Origin of the sequence: Streptomyces lydicamycinicus, assembly GCF_000829715.2 — a bacterium.
Lineage (GTDB): Bacteria > Actinomycetota > Actinomycetes > Streptomycetales > Streptomycetaceae > Streptomyces > Streptomyces lydicamycinicus.
In genome coordinates this window covers 192,326-207,738 of record NZ_BBNO01000001.1, presented here as the reverse complement: position 1 = coordinate 207,738, position 15,413 = coordinate 192,326, and the positions used below count along the sequence as shown (strand labels likewise).

12 protein-coding genes are annotated in these 15,413 nt (G+C 72.8%); 8 read left to right on the top strand and 4 right to left on the bottom strand.

Annotation, left to right across the window (positions count from 1 at the left end; genetic code table 11):
• Positions 1-77: 77 nt before the first annotated feature.
• From TU31_RS00920 to TU31_RS00895, 6 genes are all read left to right on the top strand, one after another.
• Complete coding sequence (locus TU31_RS00920; RefSeq protein WP_042147357.1) at positions 78-749, top strand: bifunctional DNA primase/polymerase; 672 nt, start codon at positions 78-80, stop codon at positions 747-749.
• A 131-nt stretch (positions 750-880) separates the two neighbouring features.
• Positions 881-1,765 (top strand): ABC transporter ATP-binding protein, encoded by an 885-nt coding sequence (locus tag TU31_RS00915; RefSeq protein WP_107070594.1) that lies wholly within the window; start codon positions 881-883, stop codon positions 1,763-1,765.
• Entirely contained in the window at positions 1,762-3,399 is a 1,638-nt protein-coding gene (locus TU31_RS00910; protein ID WP_042147354.1) for a hypothetical protein, read from the top strand. Before TU31_RS00915 ends, TU31_RS00910 begins: the two co-directional genes overlap by 4 nt.
• Positions 3,400-3,511: 112 nt before the next feature.
• The gene (locus TU31_RS00905) at positions 3,512-5,632 is read left to right on the top strand and encodes a hypothetical protein (RefSeq protein ID WP_245698367.1); all 2,121 of its coding nucleotides are present in this window, start codon (positions 3,512-3,514) and stop codon (positions 5,630-5,632) included.
• A complete protein-coding gene (locus tag TU31_RS00900) occupies positions 5,622-6,932 on the top strand; it encodes a hypothetical protein (RefSeq protein ID WP_042147347.1) in 1,311 nt (436 codons plus the stop codon). The genes TU31_RS00905 and TU31_RS00900 overlap by 11 nt, the downstream gene beginning before the upstream one ends.
• Positions 6,933-7,484: 552 nt before the next feature.
• Positions 7,485-8,093: a hypothetical protein gene (locus tag TU31_RS00895; RefSeq protein ID WP_042149713.1), complete on the top strand. Its 609-nt coding sequence runs from the start codon at positions 7,485-7,487 to the stop codon at positions 8,091-8,093.
• A 63-nt stretch (positions 8,094-8,156) separates the two neighbouring features.
• Here the strand turns inward: TU31_RS00895 and TU31_RS00890 are convergent, their stop codons facing one another.
• On the bottom strand, positions 8,157-9,032 hold the full coding sequence (locus TU31_RS00890; RefSeq protein ID WP_042147343.1) for an alpha/beta fold hydrolase: 876 nt from the start codon (positions 9,030-9,032) through the stop codon (positions 8,157-8,159).
• A 496-nt stretch (positions 9,033-9,528) separates the two neighbouring features.
• Positions 9,529-10,221 (bottom strand): iron-dependent transcriptional repressor DtxR, encoded by a 693-nt coding sequence (locus TU31_RS00885; RefSeq protein ID WP_042147339.1) that lies wholly within the window; start codon positions 10,219-10,221, stop codon positions 9,529-9,531.
• A gap of 185 nt (positions 10,222-10,406) precedes the next feature.
• Between TU31_RS00885 and TU31_RS00880 the strand changes: the two genes are divergently transcribed.
• Positions 10,407-11,174 (top strand): SIS domain-containing protein, encoded by a 768-nt coding sequence (locus tag TU31_RS00880; RefSeq protein ID WP_042147336.1) that lies wholly within the window; start codon positions 10,407-10,409, stop codon positions 11,172-11,174.
• Positions 11,175-11,187: 13 nt separating this feature from the next.
• Here the strand turns inward: TU31_RS00880 and TU31_RS00875 are convergent, their stop codons facing one another.
• Complete coding sequence (locus tag TU31_RS00875) at positions 11,188-12,624, bottom strand: PAS domain-containing protein (protein ID WP_423677475.1); 1,437 nt, start codon at positions 12,622-12,624, stop codon at positions 11,188-11,190.
• Between the two features lie 529 nt (positions 12,625-13,153).
• Complete coding sequence (gene pdxH / locus TU31_RS00870; RefSeq protein ID WP_042149709.1) at positions 13,154-13,777, bottom strand: pyridoxamine 5'-phosphate oxidase; 624 nt, start codon at positions 13,775-13,777, stop codon at positions 13,154-13,156.
• Positions 13,778-14,247: 470 nt separating this feature from the next.
• On the opposite strand from pdxH, the gene TU31_RS00865 reads away from it, so the two are divergent.
• The gene (locus tag TU31_RS00865; protein ID WP_181018505.1) at positions 14,248-15,351 is read left to right on the top strand and encodes a citrate synthase 2; all 1,104 of its coding nucleotides are present in this window, start codon (positions 14,248-14,250) and stop codon (positions 15,349-15,351) included.
• Positions 15,352-15,413: the final 62 nt, after the last annotated feature.

Sequence of the window (15,413 nt, the reverse complement as noted above, 5' to 3'; positions counted from 1 at the left end):
CCCACGTGCGAGAACGATGCGCCCCGAGGTCCACCCCTGAGCCGTAACCCTTGGTGACGACGGAAGTTGTCCTCAGCGTGGAAAAAACCATCGGAGTCACAGAAGCCCCGCACATCCCCCTACAGCGCGGCGAGCAGCTGATAGACACTGCGGTGCGTTACGCGGAAGAACGGCACTGGGACGTCTTCCCCGGCGCATGGCTGGAGCACGACGGTGAGACCCCGCGCTGCTCGTGCGACGCCGCCGACTGCGCCGCACCCGGCGCGCACCCCACCGGGCCCGGCTGGGCCGGACAGGCCAGCGGCAGCGCGACCGCCGTCCGCCGGATGTGGAGCAAGCAGCCGCGCGCCTCGATCCTGTTGCCCACGGGCCGGACGTTCGAGGCGCTCGACGTGCCCGAGACCGCGGGCTGTCTGGCGCTGGCCCGTATGGAGCGGATGGGGCTGACCCTGGGCCCGGTCACCCGTACCCCCGCCCGCCGGATGCTCTTCCTCGTGCTCCCCGGCGCCTCGGTGAAGGTGCCCGCCCTCGTACGCACCCTGGGCTGGGCACCGGCCGCGCTCGATCTGATCTGCCGCGGCGAGGGCGAGTACATCGCCGCACCGCCGACCCGTGTGGGCGCGCACGGCGTGGTGCAGTGGGCGTGCCGCCCCACCCCCGCCAACCGCTGGCTGCCGGACGCGGAGGAACTGATCAGCCCGCTCGCCTATGCCTGCGCACGGGACGCGGTCGCCCTCCGGGCACGCTGATCCCGGACCGGTCCGCTCCCCTTGTCCCCAGGCTGTCCACAGTCCCGCCCCGTCCCGGTATCCGCCCGTATCGTGGGATGCCGGACGGGGGTCGGGACCGGCCCCTGCGGGGACGTCGAAGGGCAGGACCGGTGGCGAACGAGCCGGAACACATCGAGGAGCGGGGCGCATCGGCACCGCCGCAGCGCACCACGGCCACTTCTCCGGGCGGGCCGGCCGCGGCCCCCGGGGGCGGTGCGGCCGGTCCGCCCGCCGTCCGCATCCAGGGCCTGTGGAAGAAGTTCGGCGAGCAGATCGCCGTCAACGGCATCGATCTGACGCTGCCCGCCGGCCGCTTCATCGGACTGGTCGGCCCCAATGGCGCCGGTAAGACCACCACCCTCTCCATGGTGACGGGCCTGCTGCGGCCGGACGCCGGGCTGGTCGAGATCGGCGGGCACGACGTCTGGAAGGACCCGGTGTCCGTCAAGTCCCGGATCGGGGTGCTGCCCGAGGGGCTGCGGCTCTTCGAGCGACTGTCGGGCCGCGAACTCCTCGGCTACATAGGGCGGTTGCGCGGTCTGCCGGGCGACGAGGTCGACAAGCGGGCCGCTCAGCTGCTGGACGTGCTCGATCTGGCCGGCTCGCAGCACAAGCTGGTGGTGGACTACTCCACCGGTATGCGCAAGAAGATCGGGCTGGCCGCGGCGCTGCTGCACAACCCCGAGGTCCTCTTCCTCGACGAGCCCTTCGAAGGCGTCGACCCGGTGTCGGCGCAGACGATCCGCGGTGTACTGGAGCGCTACACCACCTCCGGTGCGACGGTGATCTTCTCCAGCCATGTGATGGAGCTGGTCGAGTCTCTCTGTGACTGGGTCGCGGTGATCGCCGCCGGGCAGATCCGGGCGGACGGCCCGCTCGCCGAGGTGCGCGGCGCGGCGCCCTCGCTCCAGGACGCGTTCCTGGAACTCGTCGGCGCGGGCGACCGGGGCGCGGGAGCGAACCTGGACTGGCTGGGCGGTGGCGGCGCCCGATGAGCACCGAATCCGCCGCTGCGGCCGTAAGACCGGCCGCCGCGCCGTCCCTGACCGCCGTCTTCGTACGGCTGAAGCTGACCCTGCTGCGCAACGGGCTGCGCCAGTCGACCGGGCGCACGCTGGCGTATGTCTCCTCCGTACTCGTGGGCCTGCTGTTCGCCGCGGGCGTCGTGACGGGACTGATCGCGCTGCGCGGCAACGCCCATGTCGGCGCGCTGGTCGTGCTGTTGACCGGAATCCTCACCCTGGGCTGGGCGGCGATGCCGCTGTTCTTCCCGGCGAGCGACGAGACGCTCGATCCGACCCGGCTGGTCATGCTGCCGCTGCGACCGCGGCCGCTGATCGTCTCGCTGCTGGTGGCCTCGCTCGTCGGCATCGGCCCGTTCGTGACCCTCGCGCTGGTGACCGGCTCGGTGATCGCGGTCGCCGACGGGGCGGCCGCCGCGGCCGTCGGTGTGGTGGCCGTGGTCCTGGTGGTGCTGGTGTGTGTATCGCTGGCGCGGGCCGTCGCCACCGCCTCGGTGCGGCTGCTGACCAGCCGGCGGGGCCGTGACCTCGCCGTGCTGAGCGGTCTGTTCATCGCCATCGGCGCCCAGGGCGTCAACATCGCCGCCCAGAAACTGGGGCGGTCGGACGGCCTGTCCGTACTGGAGCCGCTGGGCGACATCCTGCGCTGGGTGCCGCCGGTCTCGGCCGTGGCCGCCGTCGACGACGCCGGACACGGCGCGTACGGGCGGGCGCTGGCCGGCCTGGGACTGACGGTGCTGGCACTGGTCCTGCTGCTGTGGTGGTGGCAGCGCACCCTGACCACCCTGATGACGTCCCCGGACTCCTCCACCCTCCAGGCGGTGGAGAAGGACAGCGCGCGGCGGTCCGGCGGCGGGGAGCGGGGGCTTGCGCGGCTGCTGTCGCGCGGGCGCACCGGCACGGTCATCCTCCGTACGCTGCGCTACGGCTGGCGCGACCCCAAGTCGAAGATGTCGTGGTCGACCGCGCTCGCCGCCGGTCTGCTGGTGCCGGTCATCTCGTCCCTCCAGGGCAACGGCAGCATCTACACCGCGTTCTCGGCCGCCACGCTGCTCGGCATGCAGATGTACAACCAGTTCGGACAGGACACCTCGGCGTTCTGGATGGTCGCCTCGACGATCGCGACCCCGCGGGACGCCTACCAGGAACTGCGGGCCCGCGCGCTGGCACTGGCGCTGGTGGCCATCCCGTACGTCACGCTGGTCGTCGTCGGCAGCGCGGCGCTCATCGGGCCGTGGTCGGCCTTCCTGGAGGTGTACGGGCTCTCGCTGGCGGTGCTGGGCGCACTGCTGGCCACCGGGGCGCTGTCGTCGGTGTTCTTCCCGTACTCGATCCCCTCGGAGGGCAACAAGAACGTCGCACCGGGACAGGGCGCGATCGCCTGGTTCAGCCTCTTCGGCGGGGTCGTGGTGGGTGCCGTGCTGTGCGCGCCGCTGCTGGCGCTGACGATCTGGCTCCATGTCGCCGGTCTGCACCACCTGTTGTGGGTGCTGCTGCCGCTCGGTGCGGTCTACGGCGTGGGCATCGCGCAGCTGGGGCTGCGGGTGATGGCGCCGCGGGCCGCCCAGCGGCTGCCGGAGATTCTGGCGGCCGTCAGCAAGGGCTGAGCGCGCCGGCCGGGCGGCGGTGGCCTCGCCGAAAGGTTATCCACAGGCCGCACCGGCCGGCGCGCGGTGGCGGTAGCGTCATCCACGACCTGGACGAGGGGTGGTGGGGGCGGTGCGGCGCGCCGGATGGGTGCTGGTGACGGGCTGGTTGGCGGTGCTGTTCTGCGCCGGGGCGGTGCAGGCGGCGCCGGCCGGCCCGGACGCGCCCGGCGACCCGACGCAGTACGCGTACCTCGCCGCGCAGCTCCGCAAGAGCCCGGTCTATGTCAGCGACCAGATCCCGCGCGAGGTCCCCCGCTCGACCGCGCCCTCCTTCGCCCGCGAGGCCCGGCGGCTGGGCGTTCCGACGTACGTCATGGTCCTGCCGCACACCTCCTACGGCACCGAGGCGGACGGCCTGCTCGCCGGTGTCCATGACCGGCTGGGGCGCCGGGGCCTGTATGTCGCCCTGAGCGACTCGGGCCTGGACGCGGCGCAGACCTACGGCGTGGACCTGCCCGGCACGGCGGACGCCGTCTCGGAAGCGGTGTACGCGATGCCGTACGACGCCACTCCCCGCGAGGTGTTCCGGCACTTCGTCGAGGTGGTCGCCTCCGGGCAGGCGCATCAGCGTGCCGAGGAAGCCCGCGCCGCACACGAGGACGAAGGGCTGGACGACGGCCCCGGTCTGCACACCGACACCACCGAGCGCGAGAACCAGAGCTTTGTGACGGGCATCGCCGTTCTCGGCATCCCGTTGACCGTGCTGCTGGTGACGGTCCATTCCCTCCAGCGACGCCGGGTGCGGCGGGCCGCGGCGGCGGGCGGAGCGGTACGGGTACCGGCGGCGCGCGGTGGTGCGCAGGGCGGGGGCGAGAAGGCCGGCGGGGGAATGAAGGCCGGCAACGGGGCGGGGAGCGCCCGGCAGCGGCCGGGTGGGGATCCCGGTCCGTTCCCCCGCGCGCGGCTGCTGCCTCTGATGGCGGGTGCCGCCGTACTGGGCGGGCTGATCGCCTTCACCGCGTCCCAGGTCTTCGACGACACGACCAGTGGCGACGGCTCCCGTCCCACGGCCGCCGATATGCGGGCCCGGATCGACCGGGTGTCCGCCGGGCTGCGCCACGACCCGCTCTACCTCGACCCGGAGAGCCGGTCCACGCTGGACGGCGCCGAGCGTGACCGGCTCCGTAAGCGGCTGCGGGAGCTGGACGTTCCGGTGGTGATCGCCGCCCTGCCCACACCACCGGACGACGAGTCCGGGGGCAGCACGGAGCTGCTGGCCAAGCACGTGCACGACCGGCTGCGGCGCGATGCCCTGATGGTGTTCGCCGACCCCGCGACCGGCGGTATCGAACTCGTCAACTACAGCACCCGCGTCGATGACAGCTATCTCGTCGACCGCCCGCGCGACCTCACCTACACCGGGCCCGCCGAGGAGCAGCTGGGCCGTCATCTGGACGAGCTGCTCACGTATGTCGGCAAGGCCCCGCGGGCCAAGACGGGCGGCAGGCCCTATGACCCGCCGCCCGCCGCCGACCCGGTCGAGGAGAAGGCGCTGCCCGGTCTGTTCACCGGGGACTTCGAACCCGGCATGGTGATCGGCACGTTCGCCGCTGGTCTGGTCTTCGGGCTGGTGGCGGCGGCCCGTGCCGTCGCCCGCCGGCTGGTCCGGCGCAGGAGGCCGGAGGCCCCGGGAGCGGGCGGCGCCGTGGCACCCGCGGCACCGGACCGGCCCACCCTGTCCTGGCTGCGGCGCACCGCCCGGCAGGATCTCGACGCCCTCACCGCCGCGTTGGAGGCTGCGGCCGCGCCGCCCGAGGAGGCCCGGCGCCGGGCCTGGGAGTGCCTGGACGCCGCGGCACTCCTGATCGACGGTGACAGCGACGGCCGGATCGACGCCGACGCCGGACCCGTCGGCCTCGCCTGTGCCGTGGTGCTGGCCCGCGCCGGACGGACCGCGCTCGGGGAACCGGCCGCCGCGCGGCATGTCTGCCACCGCAACCCGCTGCACGGCGCGGCCCGCAGACGTGCGACGGCCCGGCCCGCAGACGGCGGTCCGGCGCGGTCGCTGCCGGTGTGCGAGGCGTGCCGGGTGGCGTTCGGCCCGGTGTTGCGGTTGCGCTCCTCCGGGAGCGGCGGACGCGGCGGGTACGTCCCGTACGCCACCCTGCCCGGACCACTGGCCGCACTCGGCGACGGCGTCGGAATCGATCAACTCACCCGCGATGTACGGGAGTACTTCGGTGTGCACTGACCTCCTCCACCCCGCCGGCCCGCAGCGGGCCGCCGCCACCGGCCGGCTGCGCAGGGCCCTCGCCGTCGGCGCCGCGTCCGTCGCGCTGCTGTGCTGCACCGTGCCGCCCGCCGCGGCGGCCGAGAGCCCGGGGCAGAAGATCGCCGACGCGCTGCGCCGCTCCCCCGTCCATGTCGATCCGTCCCTCACCTCGGCCGTCGACGCGGAACAACAGCGGGAGCTGGCCGCGCGGATCCGGCGGACCCATCTGCCGATCCGGGTCGCGCTGGTGCCGCTGGTGGAGGGCGACAGCTGGGGCGGCAAGCCGGAGCAGCTCGCCGAGGTGGTCCATGACCGGATGGGCGGCGGCCCGGCGATCCTCATCACCCTCGGGGACCAGCCCGATGACATCTCCGCCCGCGAATGGCCCTCGGACGCACATCAGGCGTTCCACGCCGCCGCCGCGGTCTTCTTCCAGAAGGACATGAAGGGCGCGGGCCCGGCGAAGCGGGTCGCCCGCGCGATCGACATCATCGAGGCCGGCAACGGCGATGCGGTGTACGAGCGGGCCACCGCCGATCTCGGTGCCCCGGCGCCGACGCGGACCACGGCGGACGGCGCGGGGGCGAAGAGCGCTCCCGGGCACGGCTCCCCTCTTGTGCGGCTCCTGTCCCTCATCGTCGGGCCGGTGCTGTTGCTGGCCGCGGTGGGGCTGTTGCTGCGGCGCCGGTCGCGGCTGCGGGACCTCTCGACACCGTTCGCGCTGCCGCGCTCGGTCTTCGCCGCCGCCCGGCAGGCGGACGAGGCGGGGCTGCGGGACCGGGCAGCCGAGGAGGTCGTCCGGCTGGGCGAGGAGGCGCGCACCGCGCAAGGCGCCCCGGCAGCCGTCGAGCGGGCACTCGACGCGTATGCCGCGGCCGGCACGGTCCTGGACCGGGCGGGTGGAGTCCCGGACCTGGCAGGGGTGTTCGCGCTGGTCGCTGAGGGCCGGGCGGCCCTCTCCGGGGCCGCGGCGGCGCTCCCGCTGTGCTTCTTCCATCCCCTGCACGGCCCGGCCGTCCGCCGCATACCCTGGCGGCCACTGGGCCGGCGCGAGCAACTGCGGGTGGCCGCCTGCGAGACCTGTCTGCGCGCGATACGCACCCGGCGCGCCCCGGAGGTGCTGACCGACCGCCAGGACAACCGCCCGGTGCCGTACTTCGAGGTCCCGGCCGAGGAGAGCCTCTGGGCGGCCACCGGCTACGGCTCACTGCTGAGCGGCGCCGACGACTCCCTCACCGGGCGGGTCCAGCGCGGCGACTTCACCCGTACCCGGGGCTGACCGAGGCACGGTTCCGGGCTCGGTCACCCATGCCGTCGGCCGACACACGGACCGCGCCCGCCGGCCTGTTCCCCCCAGCGCTGTCCACAACCCGCCGCCCGTCACCGCCCGTCGGCCCGTCCCCCCATGCCGTCCGCAGACCGCAGCCCCCAGCCCGCCACCACCGACAGCCCGCAGCCGGAGGCCGGAAGTCCGCAGCCCGCAGCCGGAAGCCGGCATCCCGCCGCCGGAAGCCGGCCGCCGGAAGTCGGCAGCCCCCTCCCGCACTCCCCTGCTTTCAAAGATTTCTCCCGCATTTGATGCCGCATATCAATCGCATTGAATTCACCGTCAATTGGACAAACGCTCAACAGAACACCCCAGCCTTTTCGGGAATTTCACGCGAATCACCGGTGACGGTCCCGGGCCCCACGCACGGCAAAGTTTCGACAAATCCGAAAGCCCCCTCCTATGCTCCGCTGACACAGCCGTTCGCACACCCATGGGGCCGTTCACACACCCATGGGAACCGAGTGGTGCGACGGGGGAAACGTCTGTCAGGAGAATGCTGTGCTGCACAAGAAGACCGCTTTGCTGCGCGCCGCCGCGCCCGTCGCCGTACTGGCGGTGGCACTGACCGCCTGTGGCGGTAACAAGAAGAGCACCACCACCACCACCGACGACGCACCCAAGACGGAAAAGGGATCGTCGGCCCCGGCGGGCGGCGGTGAACTGAAGCCCGGCCAGGGCGGTACGGGGAAGTTCAAGGAAGAGAGCGGGACCATCACTTACGAGGTCGCCGCGCAGAAGGTGCATGTGAGCACCGAGGCCGAGACCAAGAAACTGGTCTCGGACCCGAAGCGGGCCAAGGGCCTGGTGGCGGCCACCGCTTGGGTGAAGTACACGAACAAGGGCGGCGGCGTCGTCAAGGAATCGCCCGACGTGGCCGACGAGTCCGAGATCTACGCGGACGGACAGCGCGGCGGTCTGCTCATCGGCGCGGCCGAGGACGGTCCGGGCTGCGAGGACACCCTGGACATCGAGAACTGGAAGGCGGGGCAGAGCCACACCATCTGCCAGACCTACATGATCCCCAAGGGCGCGAAGTCCGTGGAGGTCCACTGGGCGGGTGAGGACCAGAGCGGCTCCCCGCTGATCTGGAAGTTCGACAACGCCGGCTGAGCCGACGGCGGCCCGGATGCCGTGCGCCAGGTCCTCGGGGCCGTGGCGCACGGCAGAGGGCCGCTACGACGGCATCGTGGCCGCATGGAGAAACGGTTCGATGGCGGCGCACCAGGCGTCGGGCTGTTCCCACGGGAGCAGATGTCCGGCGTCGGGGATCTCGGCATAGGCGCCGCGGGGCAGCACCCGGACCATCTCCTGGGCCTCGGCGCGGCCGAGTTCGGCATCGAGGCCGCGGACCACGAGGGCCGGGCACGGCACCTGGGCGAGCTCCTCCCAGTGGGCGTCATGCACCCAGGTCTCCCGGGCGCTGAGCATCTGCCGGCGGGAGAAGACGGGCCGCCAGCCGTCGGCGCGCTCGGCCATCACCTCGGCGAAGAACTCCCCACGGGCGGGTCTGGGCCGCTCCAGGGTCGGATCGTCCTCGCCGAACCACTTGCGGACATCCGCGAGGGTGGCGAACGGCACCGGCCAGGACCGGAACCACTCGGTCCATTCGCGCTGCGAGGCCGCGCCCAGCGCCGATGCCCGCATATCGCAGATGACCAGCGCACTGACCAGATCCGGTCTTCGGGCCGCTAACTGCCAGGCCGTCAGGGCGCCCATGGCATGCCCGACGAGAGCGACCGGGGCGAGGCCGAGCTGCTCGATGGCGGCGATGGCGTCATCGACATACGCCTCGCGGTCGTACGGCCCCTCGGCGGGCTTCTCGCTGCGGCCGTGGCCCCGCTGATCCAGCGCGACCGGGCGGTGACGGGCACTCAGGCGGCGTGCGGTGGCCGCCCAGTGCGAGGCGCGCCCCATCAGGCCATGGAGCAGCAGCACGCCCGGCCGCTGCTCGCCCTCCTCCAGCCCGCCGCCGATCTTGGGCGGGTCGGTGAACTCCCAGGCGGCGAGCCGCACGCCGCCCGCCCCTGCTACATCGATGCGCCGCACCATGTGCCCTGGCACCCCCAATCGTCCCTTGAGCAGCTCCACACTATCGAACCCCTATTCGAACGCGCCGTTCCGACGCGGAACACCCCTCGTTCGAGTGACCTCGCTCAAGGATTGGCCGCGCCCGCCACGGGGAGACATCTGCCGGGAGGCGGGCCCTACCGGGAAGGGGGCCCGTGGGGACAGACCCTGGGAGCTCGGGGCTCCGGGTCTGGGGTGGGGGACATGGGGAGGCAGGGCCCCGGCTGCTCGCAGCGCCGGGGCCCTGACTGTCTCCCGAATATGTGGATGCATCCGAGCCCCCTCCCTGGCCAGGACAGGCCGATGCATGGCCATGCGTCAGGGTGGCACGAGACCGGCCGTATCGCACGGATTCGCACAAGTCCGTTCAGCGGGAAGGAACGGGCCGAGCCCGCCGAACGGCGCGTCGGCGCAGCTCAGCGGGCTCGTGGACGAGATATGGGCGGAAGTGCGAAAAGGAAACCAGCCGAAACCGATCTCAGCGCTTGGCGACGAAGACGTGCGAGGCGATCTCGGAATCCAGCTCGGCGGCCTCGCCGCTGCTGCCGACCAGCACCCCGGCCGGCGACTCCGTCACGCTCACCACCGCGCCCGGCTGCACACCGGCCCGCCGCAGCGTGTACATCAGCTGGGCGTCCGCCTGGATCGGCTCACCGATCCGGCGCACCACGGCGGTCTTCCCGTCGGCCCCGGCGTCCAGGTCCATCAGGCTCACCATGCCGGCGTCCAGGAACGGGTCGCCCCCGGTCTTCTCGCCCAGCTCCTCCAGCCCGGGGATGGGGTTGCCGTACGGGGACTCCGTGGGATGCCGCAGGAGTTCCACGACGCGGCGCTCGACCGCCTCGCTCATCACATGCTCCCAGCGGCACGCCTCGGCGTGCACCTGCTCCCATTCGAGCCCGATGACGTCGACGAGCAGGCATTCGGCGAGGCGGTGCTTGCGCATCACCCGCGTCGCCAGCCGGCGGCCCTCCTCCGTCAGCTCCAGATGCCGGTCGCCCGCGACCTGAAGCAGGCCGTCTCGCTCCATGCGCGCCACCGTCTGGCTCACCGTCGGGCCGCTCTGTTCGAGCCGCTCCGCGATGCGGGCGCGCATGGGCACCACACCCTCCTCTTCCAGTTCGAGGATGGTGCGGAGATACATCTCCGTGGTGTCGATCAGTCCGGACATGCGTGCCCCTCGATGTGTGGTGCGGTGGCCCTGAACTCAATTCTGACGCATCCCACTGACAACGGTGCCGCCTCGTCCACGCACCGGGCTTTCCCCACCGTATTGACAGGGCACTGGTCCAGACCGCAACGTGATCCGCGCCACTGATCAAATGCGCCGAGATCCGACGAGAGGGGCCCGCGGCAATGGCTGAGAGCGACCGGAGCGACCGGCTGGCCGGGAAGTACTTCGACGCCGCGATCGACCTGCTGCGGCGGGTCCGCGACGAGGAGGGCGACCGGATCACCGCCGTCGGAGCGCTGATCGCGGACACCGTCGCGGCGGGCGGCCGGGTCTTCTCCTTCGGTGCCGGGCACTCCTCGCTCCCCGCCCAGGACACGGTCTACCGCGCGGGCGGCCTGGCGATCATGAATCTGCTGTCCGTCCCGGGCGTGGTCGGCGTGGACGTGCGGCCCGCGACCCTCGGCAGCGCGCTGGAGCGGGTCGACGGGCTGGCCGGGGCCGTATTGGACACCAGCCCGCTGGAGCCGGGCGATGTGCTGGTGATCATCTCGCTCTCCGGGCGCAATGCGCTGCCGGTCGAAATGGCGCGGCACGCCCGCGCCCTCGGCATCAAGGTCATCGGCGTGACGTCGGTGGCGTACGCGGAGGCGACCACGTCCCGGCACACCTCCGGGGACTTCCTCAAGGACCACTGCGATCTCGTGCTGGACAGCCGGATCCCGGTCGGTGACGCGGAGCTGACGCTGGCGGGCATCGACGCGCCGTTCGCCCCCGCCTCCACGGTCGTCACCAGCGCGATCATGCAGGCCGTGGTGGCGACGGCCGCGGGCACCCTCGCCGAACGGGGCATCGAGCCACCGCTGCTGCGCTCCGGGAACGTCGACGGCGGGCACGACTGGAACGCCGGGGTGATGAGCGCCTACGCGGACCGGATCTTCTACCGGCAGTGAGCGGCCGGCGCGCTCAGCGCGAGGCCGCACCAGCGAGATCCAGGGCCGCCGCGATCCGGGCCGCGACCTCCTCGGCGTAGTCCGCGTCCGCGCGGTCGAACGGGCGGCGCGCGGGCGCCCGCAGAAAGGTCGCGACGCCGAGCCTGCGGCCGCGGCTGCACAGCACCACGCACAGCCCGTGCACGGTGCCGTCCGGCCAACGGCGGGCCGCCGCCCAGCCCTCGGGCGAGGCGGGCCCGGCACTGGTACGCACCGAACCGCGCCGCTCGTACGCCTGGAGCGCCGGATGGCCCGGCACATACGGCACGGGGATGCCGGTCGCCGCCGGCGTCCCGGACGGGCCGGGCGAACCGGCCGGGGACGCCAGCGCCCGCACCAGCCGCGGCGTGCCCGCCGGTGTCCGGCGCCCGGCATCCGTCCCGGCGGCAGCGGCGTCCCCGGCCCCGGACCCCGGCTCGGCACCACCCGCCGCGCCCGCCACAGACTCCACGCCCACCCCGCCCGTCGCGCCCTGCGTCTCGTACGCGTCGAGCGCATCGCCCTCGGCGACCGCCCCGAACGGTGCGGGCGCGGGCGTCGTGGCGAGATCGACCAGGCCGTGGTCGGCGAAGCCCGCCAGGGCGAAGTCCAGGTGGACCGCGGCGGCCTCGGCCGGGTCCGGGCAGTCCGCGGCCGCCCGGCCGGCGCGGTGGAGCTGCTGGGCACGGAAGCGCAGCAGGGAGTTCTCCTGCTCGGCACGCTTGGTGGCCGTGATGTCCTGGAAGAGCCAGGCCACGCCCAGCGGTACCGGCTCCTCCGCCATCGGGGAGGCCAGCCGGACGAAGCCGCTGCGCCAGCACCGGCGCGGCACCTCGGCCTCGGCGCGCAGCGTCACCCACAGCTCGCTGACGGCCGGCGGCGCGCCCTCGGCGAGGACGTGCTGAAGGGCGCACTCCAGTTCCTCGACGCCCTGCGCCAGCAGCTCACCCAGGGGGCGGCCCAGCAGGGCCGTGCGCCCCACGCCCAGGGCGCGGGCGGCGTGCGCGTTGACGACCGCGGGCCGCAGATCGGCGTCGATCAGCACCACGCCCCACGACGCATCCTCGAACAGCGCCTCGCTGAGCGCGATGGACCGCTCCAGATCCATCTGGGTGTGCACCTCGCTGAAGGCGCAGTACACCCCCGCGACCCGGCCGCCGGGGGCGCGGACCGCGGAGGACTGGGTGCGGACGAGCACGCGGTGGCCGTCCTTGGTCAGCAGGGCGAACTCATGGACCTGGCGGCCCGGGGAGCGCATCGCGGCCGCCAGTGCGGCCTCGATCCCGTCGGCGTCCTCCTTGCGGACCGCCCAGCCGGTCAGGCCCGTACGGCCGACGGCCTCGGCGGTGGTCCAGCCCAGAATGCGCTCGGCCTCGTGGTTCCAGTGGGTGACCGTGCCGTCCGCGGCGAACGCGACCAGGGCGGCGTCCATACCGTCCAGCAGCGCGGCGAGCAGACCCGAGTCCTCGGTCTCGTCGGCGGCGCAGCGCGCCGAGGCCGACGAGGCGGAAGAAGCTGACGAAGCAGTCACTGGCACCCCTCACGAACGCGGCCACACATGCTCCACCTGGGAACATTCAACTGGAACGTGACACAGCACACACGGGATTCGCGGAAATCGTTGCCAACGGGAAATTCCCTTGTGTGCGGCCGGACGGGTTCCTAGTGTGTTGAGCACACGAGAAGGGAGGTGGTTCGGCAGATGATTTCGCACCGGACGCGTGAGGTGGCTGCGGGCTAGCGGCCCGTCGCTTCACCGCAGTGCAGCGCCGGACCAGCGCATCCTGAGATGCGCAGCCGGCCAATCCCAAGCAGTCACCCGACCCGCGGGCTGCCGGTTCGTCCGACCGGCCCTTCGCGCCACACAGCGCGGAGGAAACAGCCCGCGGGTCGTCTGCGTCTGCACACGACAGGCGCACGCCCGGCGCCGGAGGCACCGTCCCGGCGGCGCCGTCCCGCCCTCAGGGCGCCAGACGCTCCACGCTCCAGCCGTCGCCCGCCCGCACGTACCGCAGCCGGTCGTGCAGCCGGTTGAGCCGGCCCTGCCAGAACTCGATCGTCTCGGCGGCGATCCGGTAGCCGCCCCAGTGCGGCGGTGCCGGCACCTGCTCGCCCTCCGGGTAGCGGGCCGCCAATTCCTCGTAGGCGCGCTCCAGTTCCTCGCGCGAGCCGACCCGTGCGGACTGGTCACTGGCCCAGGCGCCCAGCTGGGAGCCGTGCGGGCGGGTGCGGAAGTAGGCGGCGGTCTCGTCCCGGCCGATGCGCTCCGCGGTGCCGGTCACCACGACCTGTCGGGCGAGGGGGTGCCAGGGGAACAGCAGCGAGATGGCCGGATTTTCGGCCAGTTCCCGCCCCTTCCGGCTGTTGTAGTTCGTGAAGAACACAAAGCCGCGGTCGTCGAACGCCTTCAGCAGGACGGTCCGTGAGCTCGGCCGGCCCGCCGGGTCCACCGTCGAGACGACCATCGCGTTCGGCTCGTGCAGACCGGCCACGGTCGCGTCCTTGAACCAGCGCGCGAACTGGTCGTACGGGCTGGCGGCGAGGTCGGACTCGACGAGTCCCTCGGCGCGGTAGTGGGCACGCATGGAGGAGGGATCGGGGGTCTCGGCATGGGGCGCGTCGGCGGGGTGCACGGCCTCATCTTGCAACACCCGGTCTGACGCGGTCAGCCGGGAGGGGCGGAAGTCTGCCCCTCGTCGACCGGCCGTAACCCTCCCGACAGCAGATCGACCGGTGTGCGGGTCGCGCCCCTCCCCGCAGGTGAGGGACCCGCCACAATCAGGGGCAGGCCCCCTGTGGACCCCGGGCGCGGAGAGCTATCGTGTCCGTCCGGCCTGAAGGGCGCACCACAGCGCACCTGGCCGCCCGCGGACCGACCACCGCGGACAAGACCGTCGCGTGACCCACCCCCTGGCGGGGCATCACCGGGGTGACCGGTACGGACCGCGAGCTGCCGGCGCAGCCGCGGAACCGCACCGGCACCGCACACCAGAGACTCGACCGCACGGCAGCCGGTCACGGACCGTTTGCCGTCCCCATCTTGAGGAGCTGCCTGATGTCCGACTTCGTACCCGGGCTCGAAGGAATCATCGCGTTCGAGACGGAGATCGCCGAGCCGGACAAGGAAGGCGGTTCGCTCCGCTACCGCGGTGTGGACATCGAAGATCTCGTCGGCAAGGTGTCCTTCGGAAACGTCTGGGGGCTGCTGGTCGACGGGGCGTTCAACCCCGGGCTGCCGCCCGCGGAGCCCTTCCCGATCCCGGTGCACTCCGGTGACATCCGGGTCGATGTGCAGTCGGCGCTCGCCATGCTCGCGCCCGTATGGGGCCTGAAGCCGCTGCTGGACATCGACGAGCAGACGGCCCGTGACGACCTCGCCCGCGCCGCGGTGATGGCGCTGTCGTACGTGGCCCAGTCGGCCCGCGGGCCGGGCCTGCCGATGGTGCCGCAGAAGGAGATCGACAAGGCGGACACCATCGTGGAGCGCTTCATGAAGCGCTGGCGCGGCGAGCCGGACCCGCAGCACGTCAAGGCCGTCGACGCCTACTGGACCTCGGCCGCCGAGCACGGCATGAACCCCTCCACCTTCACCGCCCGCTCCATCGCCTCCACCGGCGCGGATGTGGCTGCCGCGCTGTCCGGTGCGGTCGGCGCGATGTCCGGGCCGCTGCACGGCGGTGCGCCCTCCCGCGTCCTCGGCATGATCGAGGACGTCGAGCGGACCGGCGACGCGTCGGCCTACGTCCGGCAGGCGCTGGACAAGGGCGGCCGGCTGATGGGCTTCGGCCACCGTGTCTACCGCGCCGAGGACCCCCGCGCCCGGGTGCTGCGGCGGACCGCCCAGGAGCTGGGCGCCCCCCGCTTCGAGGTCGCCGAGGCACTGGAGAAGGCCGCCCTCCAGGAGCTCCGCAGCCGCCGCCCGGACCGGGTGCTGGCCACCAACGTCGAATTCTGGGCCGCCATCGTCCTCGACTTCGCCGAGGTCCCGGCGCACATGTTCACCTCGATGTTCACCTGCGCCCGCACGGCGGGGTGGAGCGCGCACATCCTGGAACAGAAGCGGACGGGCCGACTGGTTCGGCCGTCGGCCCGGTATGTGGGGCCCAGCGCGCGGAGCCCGCGGGAGATCGCCGGGTACGAGGACATCGCTCCGCGATAAGCGGGCTTCCCACGTTTTCGGCTTTCCCGCCGTGGGTGTTGCTCGCCGTTGCGCCTGGCGGC

What these genes read in the sequence shown, in the direction of transcription:
- TU31_RS00910 (WP_042147354.1), top strand. Translation starts at nt 1,762, where the DNA reads ATGAGCACCGAATCCGCCGCTGCGGCCGTAAGACCGGCCGCCGCGCCG.
- TU31_RS00890 (WP_042147343.1), bottom strand. Translation starts at nt 9,032, where the DNA reads ATGGTGCGGCGCATCGATGTAGCAGGGGCGGGCGGCGTGCGGCTCGCC.
- TU31_RS00885 (WP_042147339.1), bottom strand. Translation starts at nt 10,221, where the DNA reads ATGTCCGGACTGATCGACACCACGGAGATGTATCTCCGCACCATCCTC.
- TU31_RS00880 (WP_042147336.1), top strand. Translation starts at nt 10,407, where the DNA reads ATGGCTGAGAGCGACCGGAGCGACCGGCTGGCCGGGAAGTACTTCGAC.
- TU31_RS00875 (WP_423677475.1), bottom strand. Translation starts at nt 12,624, where the DNA reads ATGGACGCCGCCCTGGTCGCGTTCGCCGCGGACGGCACGGTCACCCAC.
- pdxH (WP_042149709.1), bottom strand. Translation starts at nt 13,777, where the DNA reads ATGCGTGCCCACTACCGCGCCGAGGGACTCGTCGAGTCCGACCTCGCC.
- TU31_RS00865 (WP_181018505.1), top strand. Translation starts at nt 14,248, where the DNA reads ATGTCCGACTTCGTACCCGGGCTCGAAGGAATCATCGCGTTCGAGACG.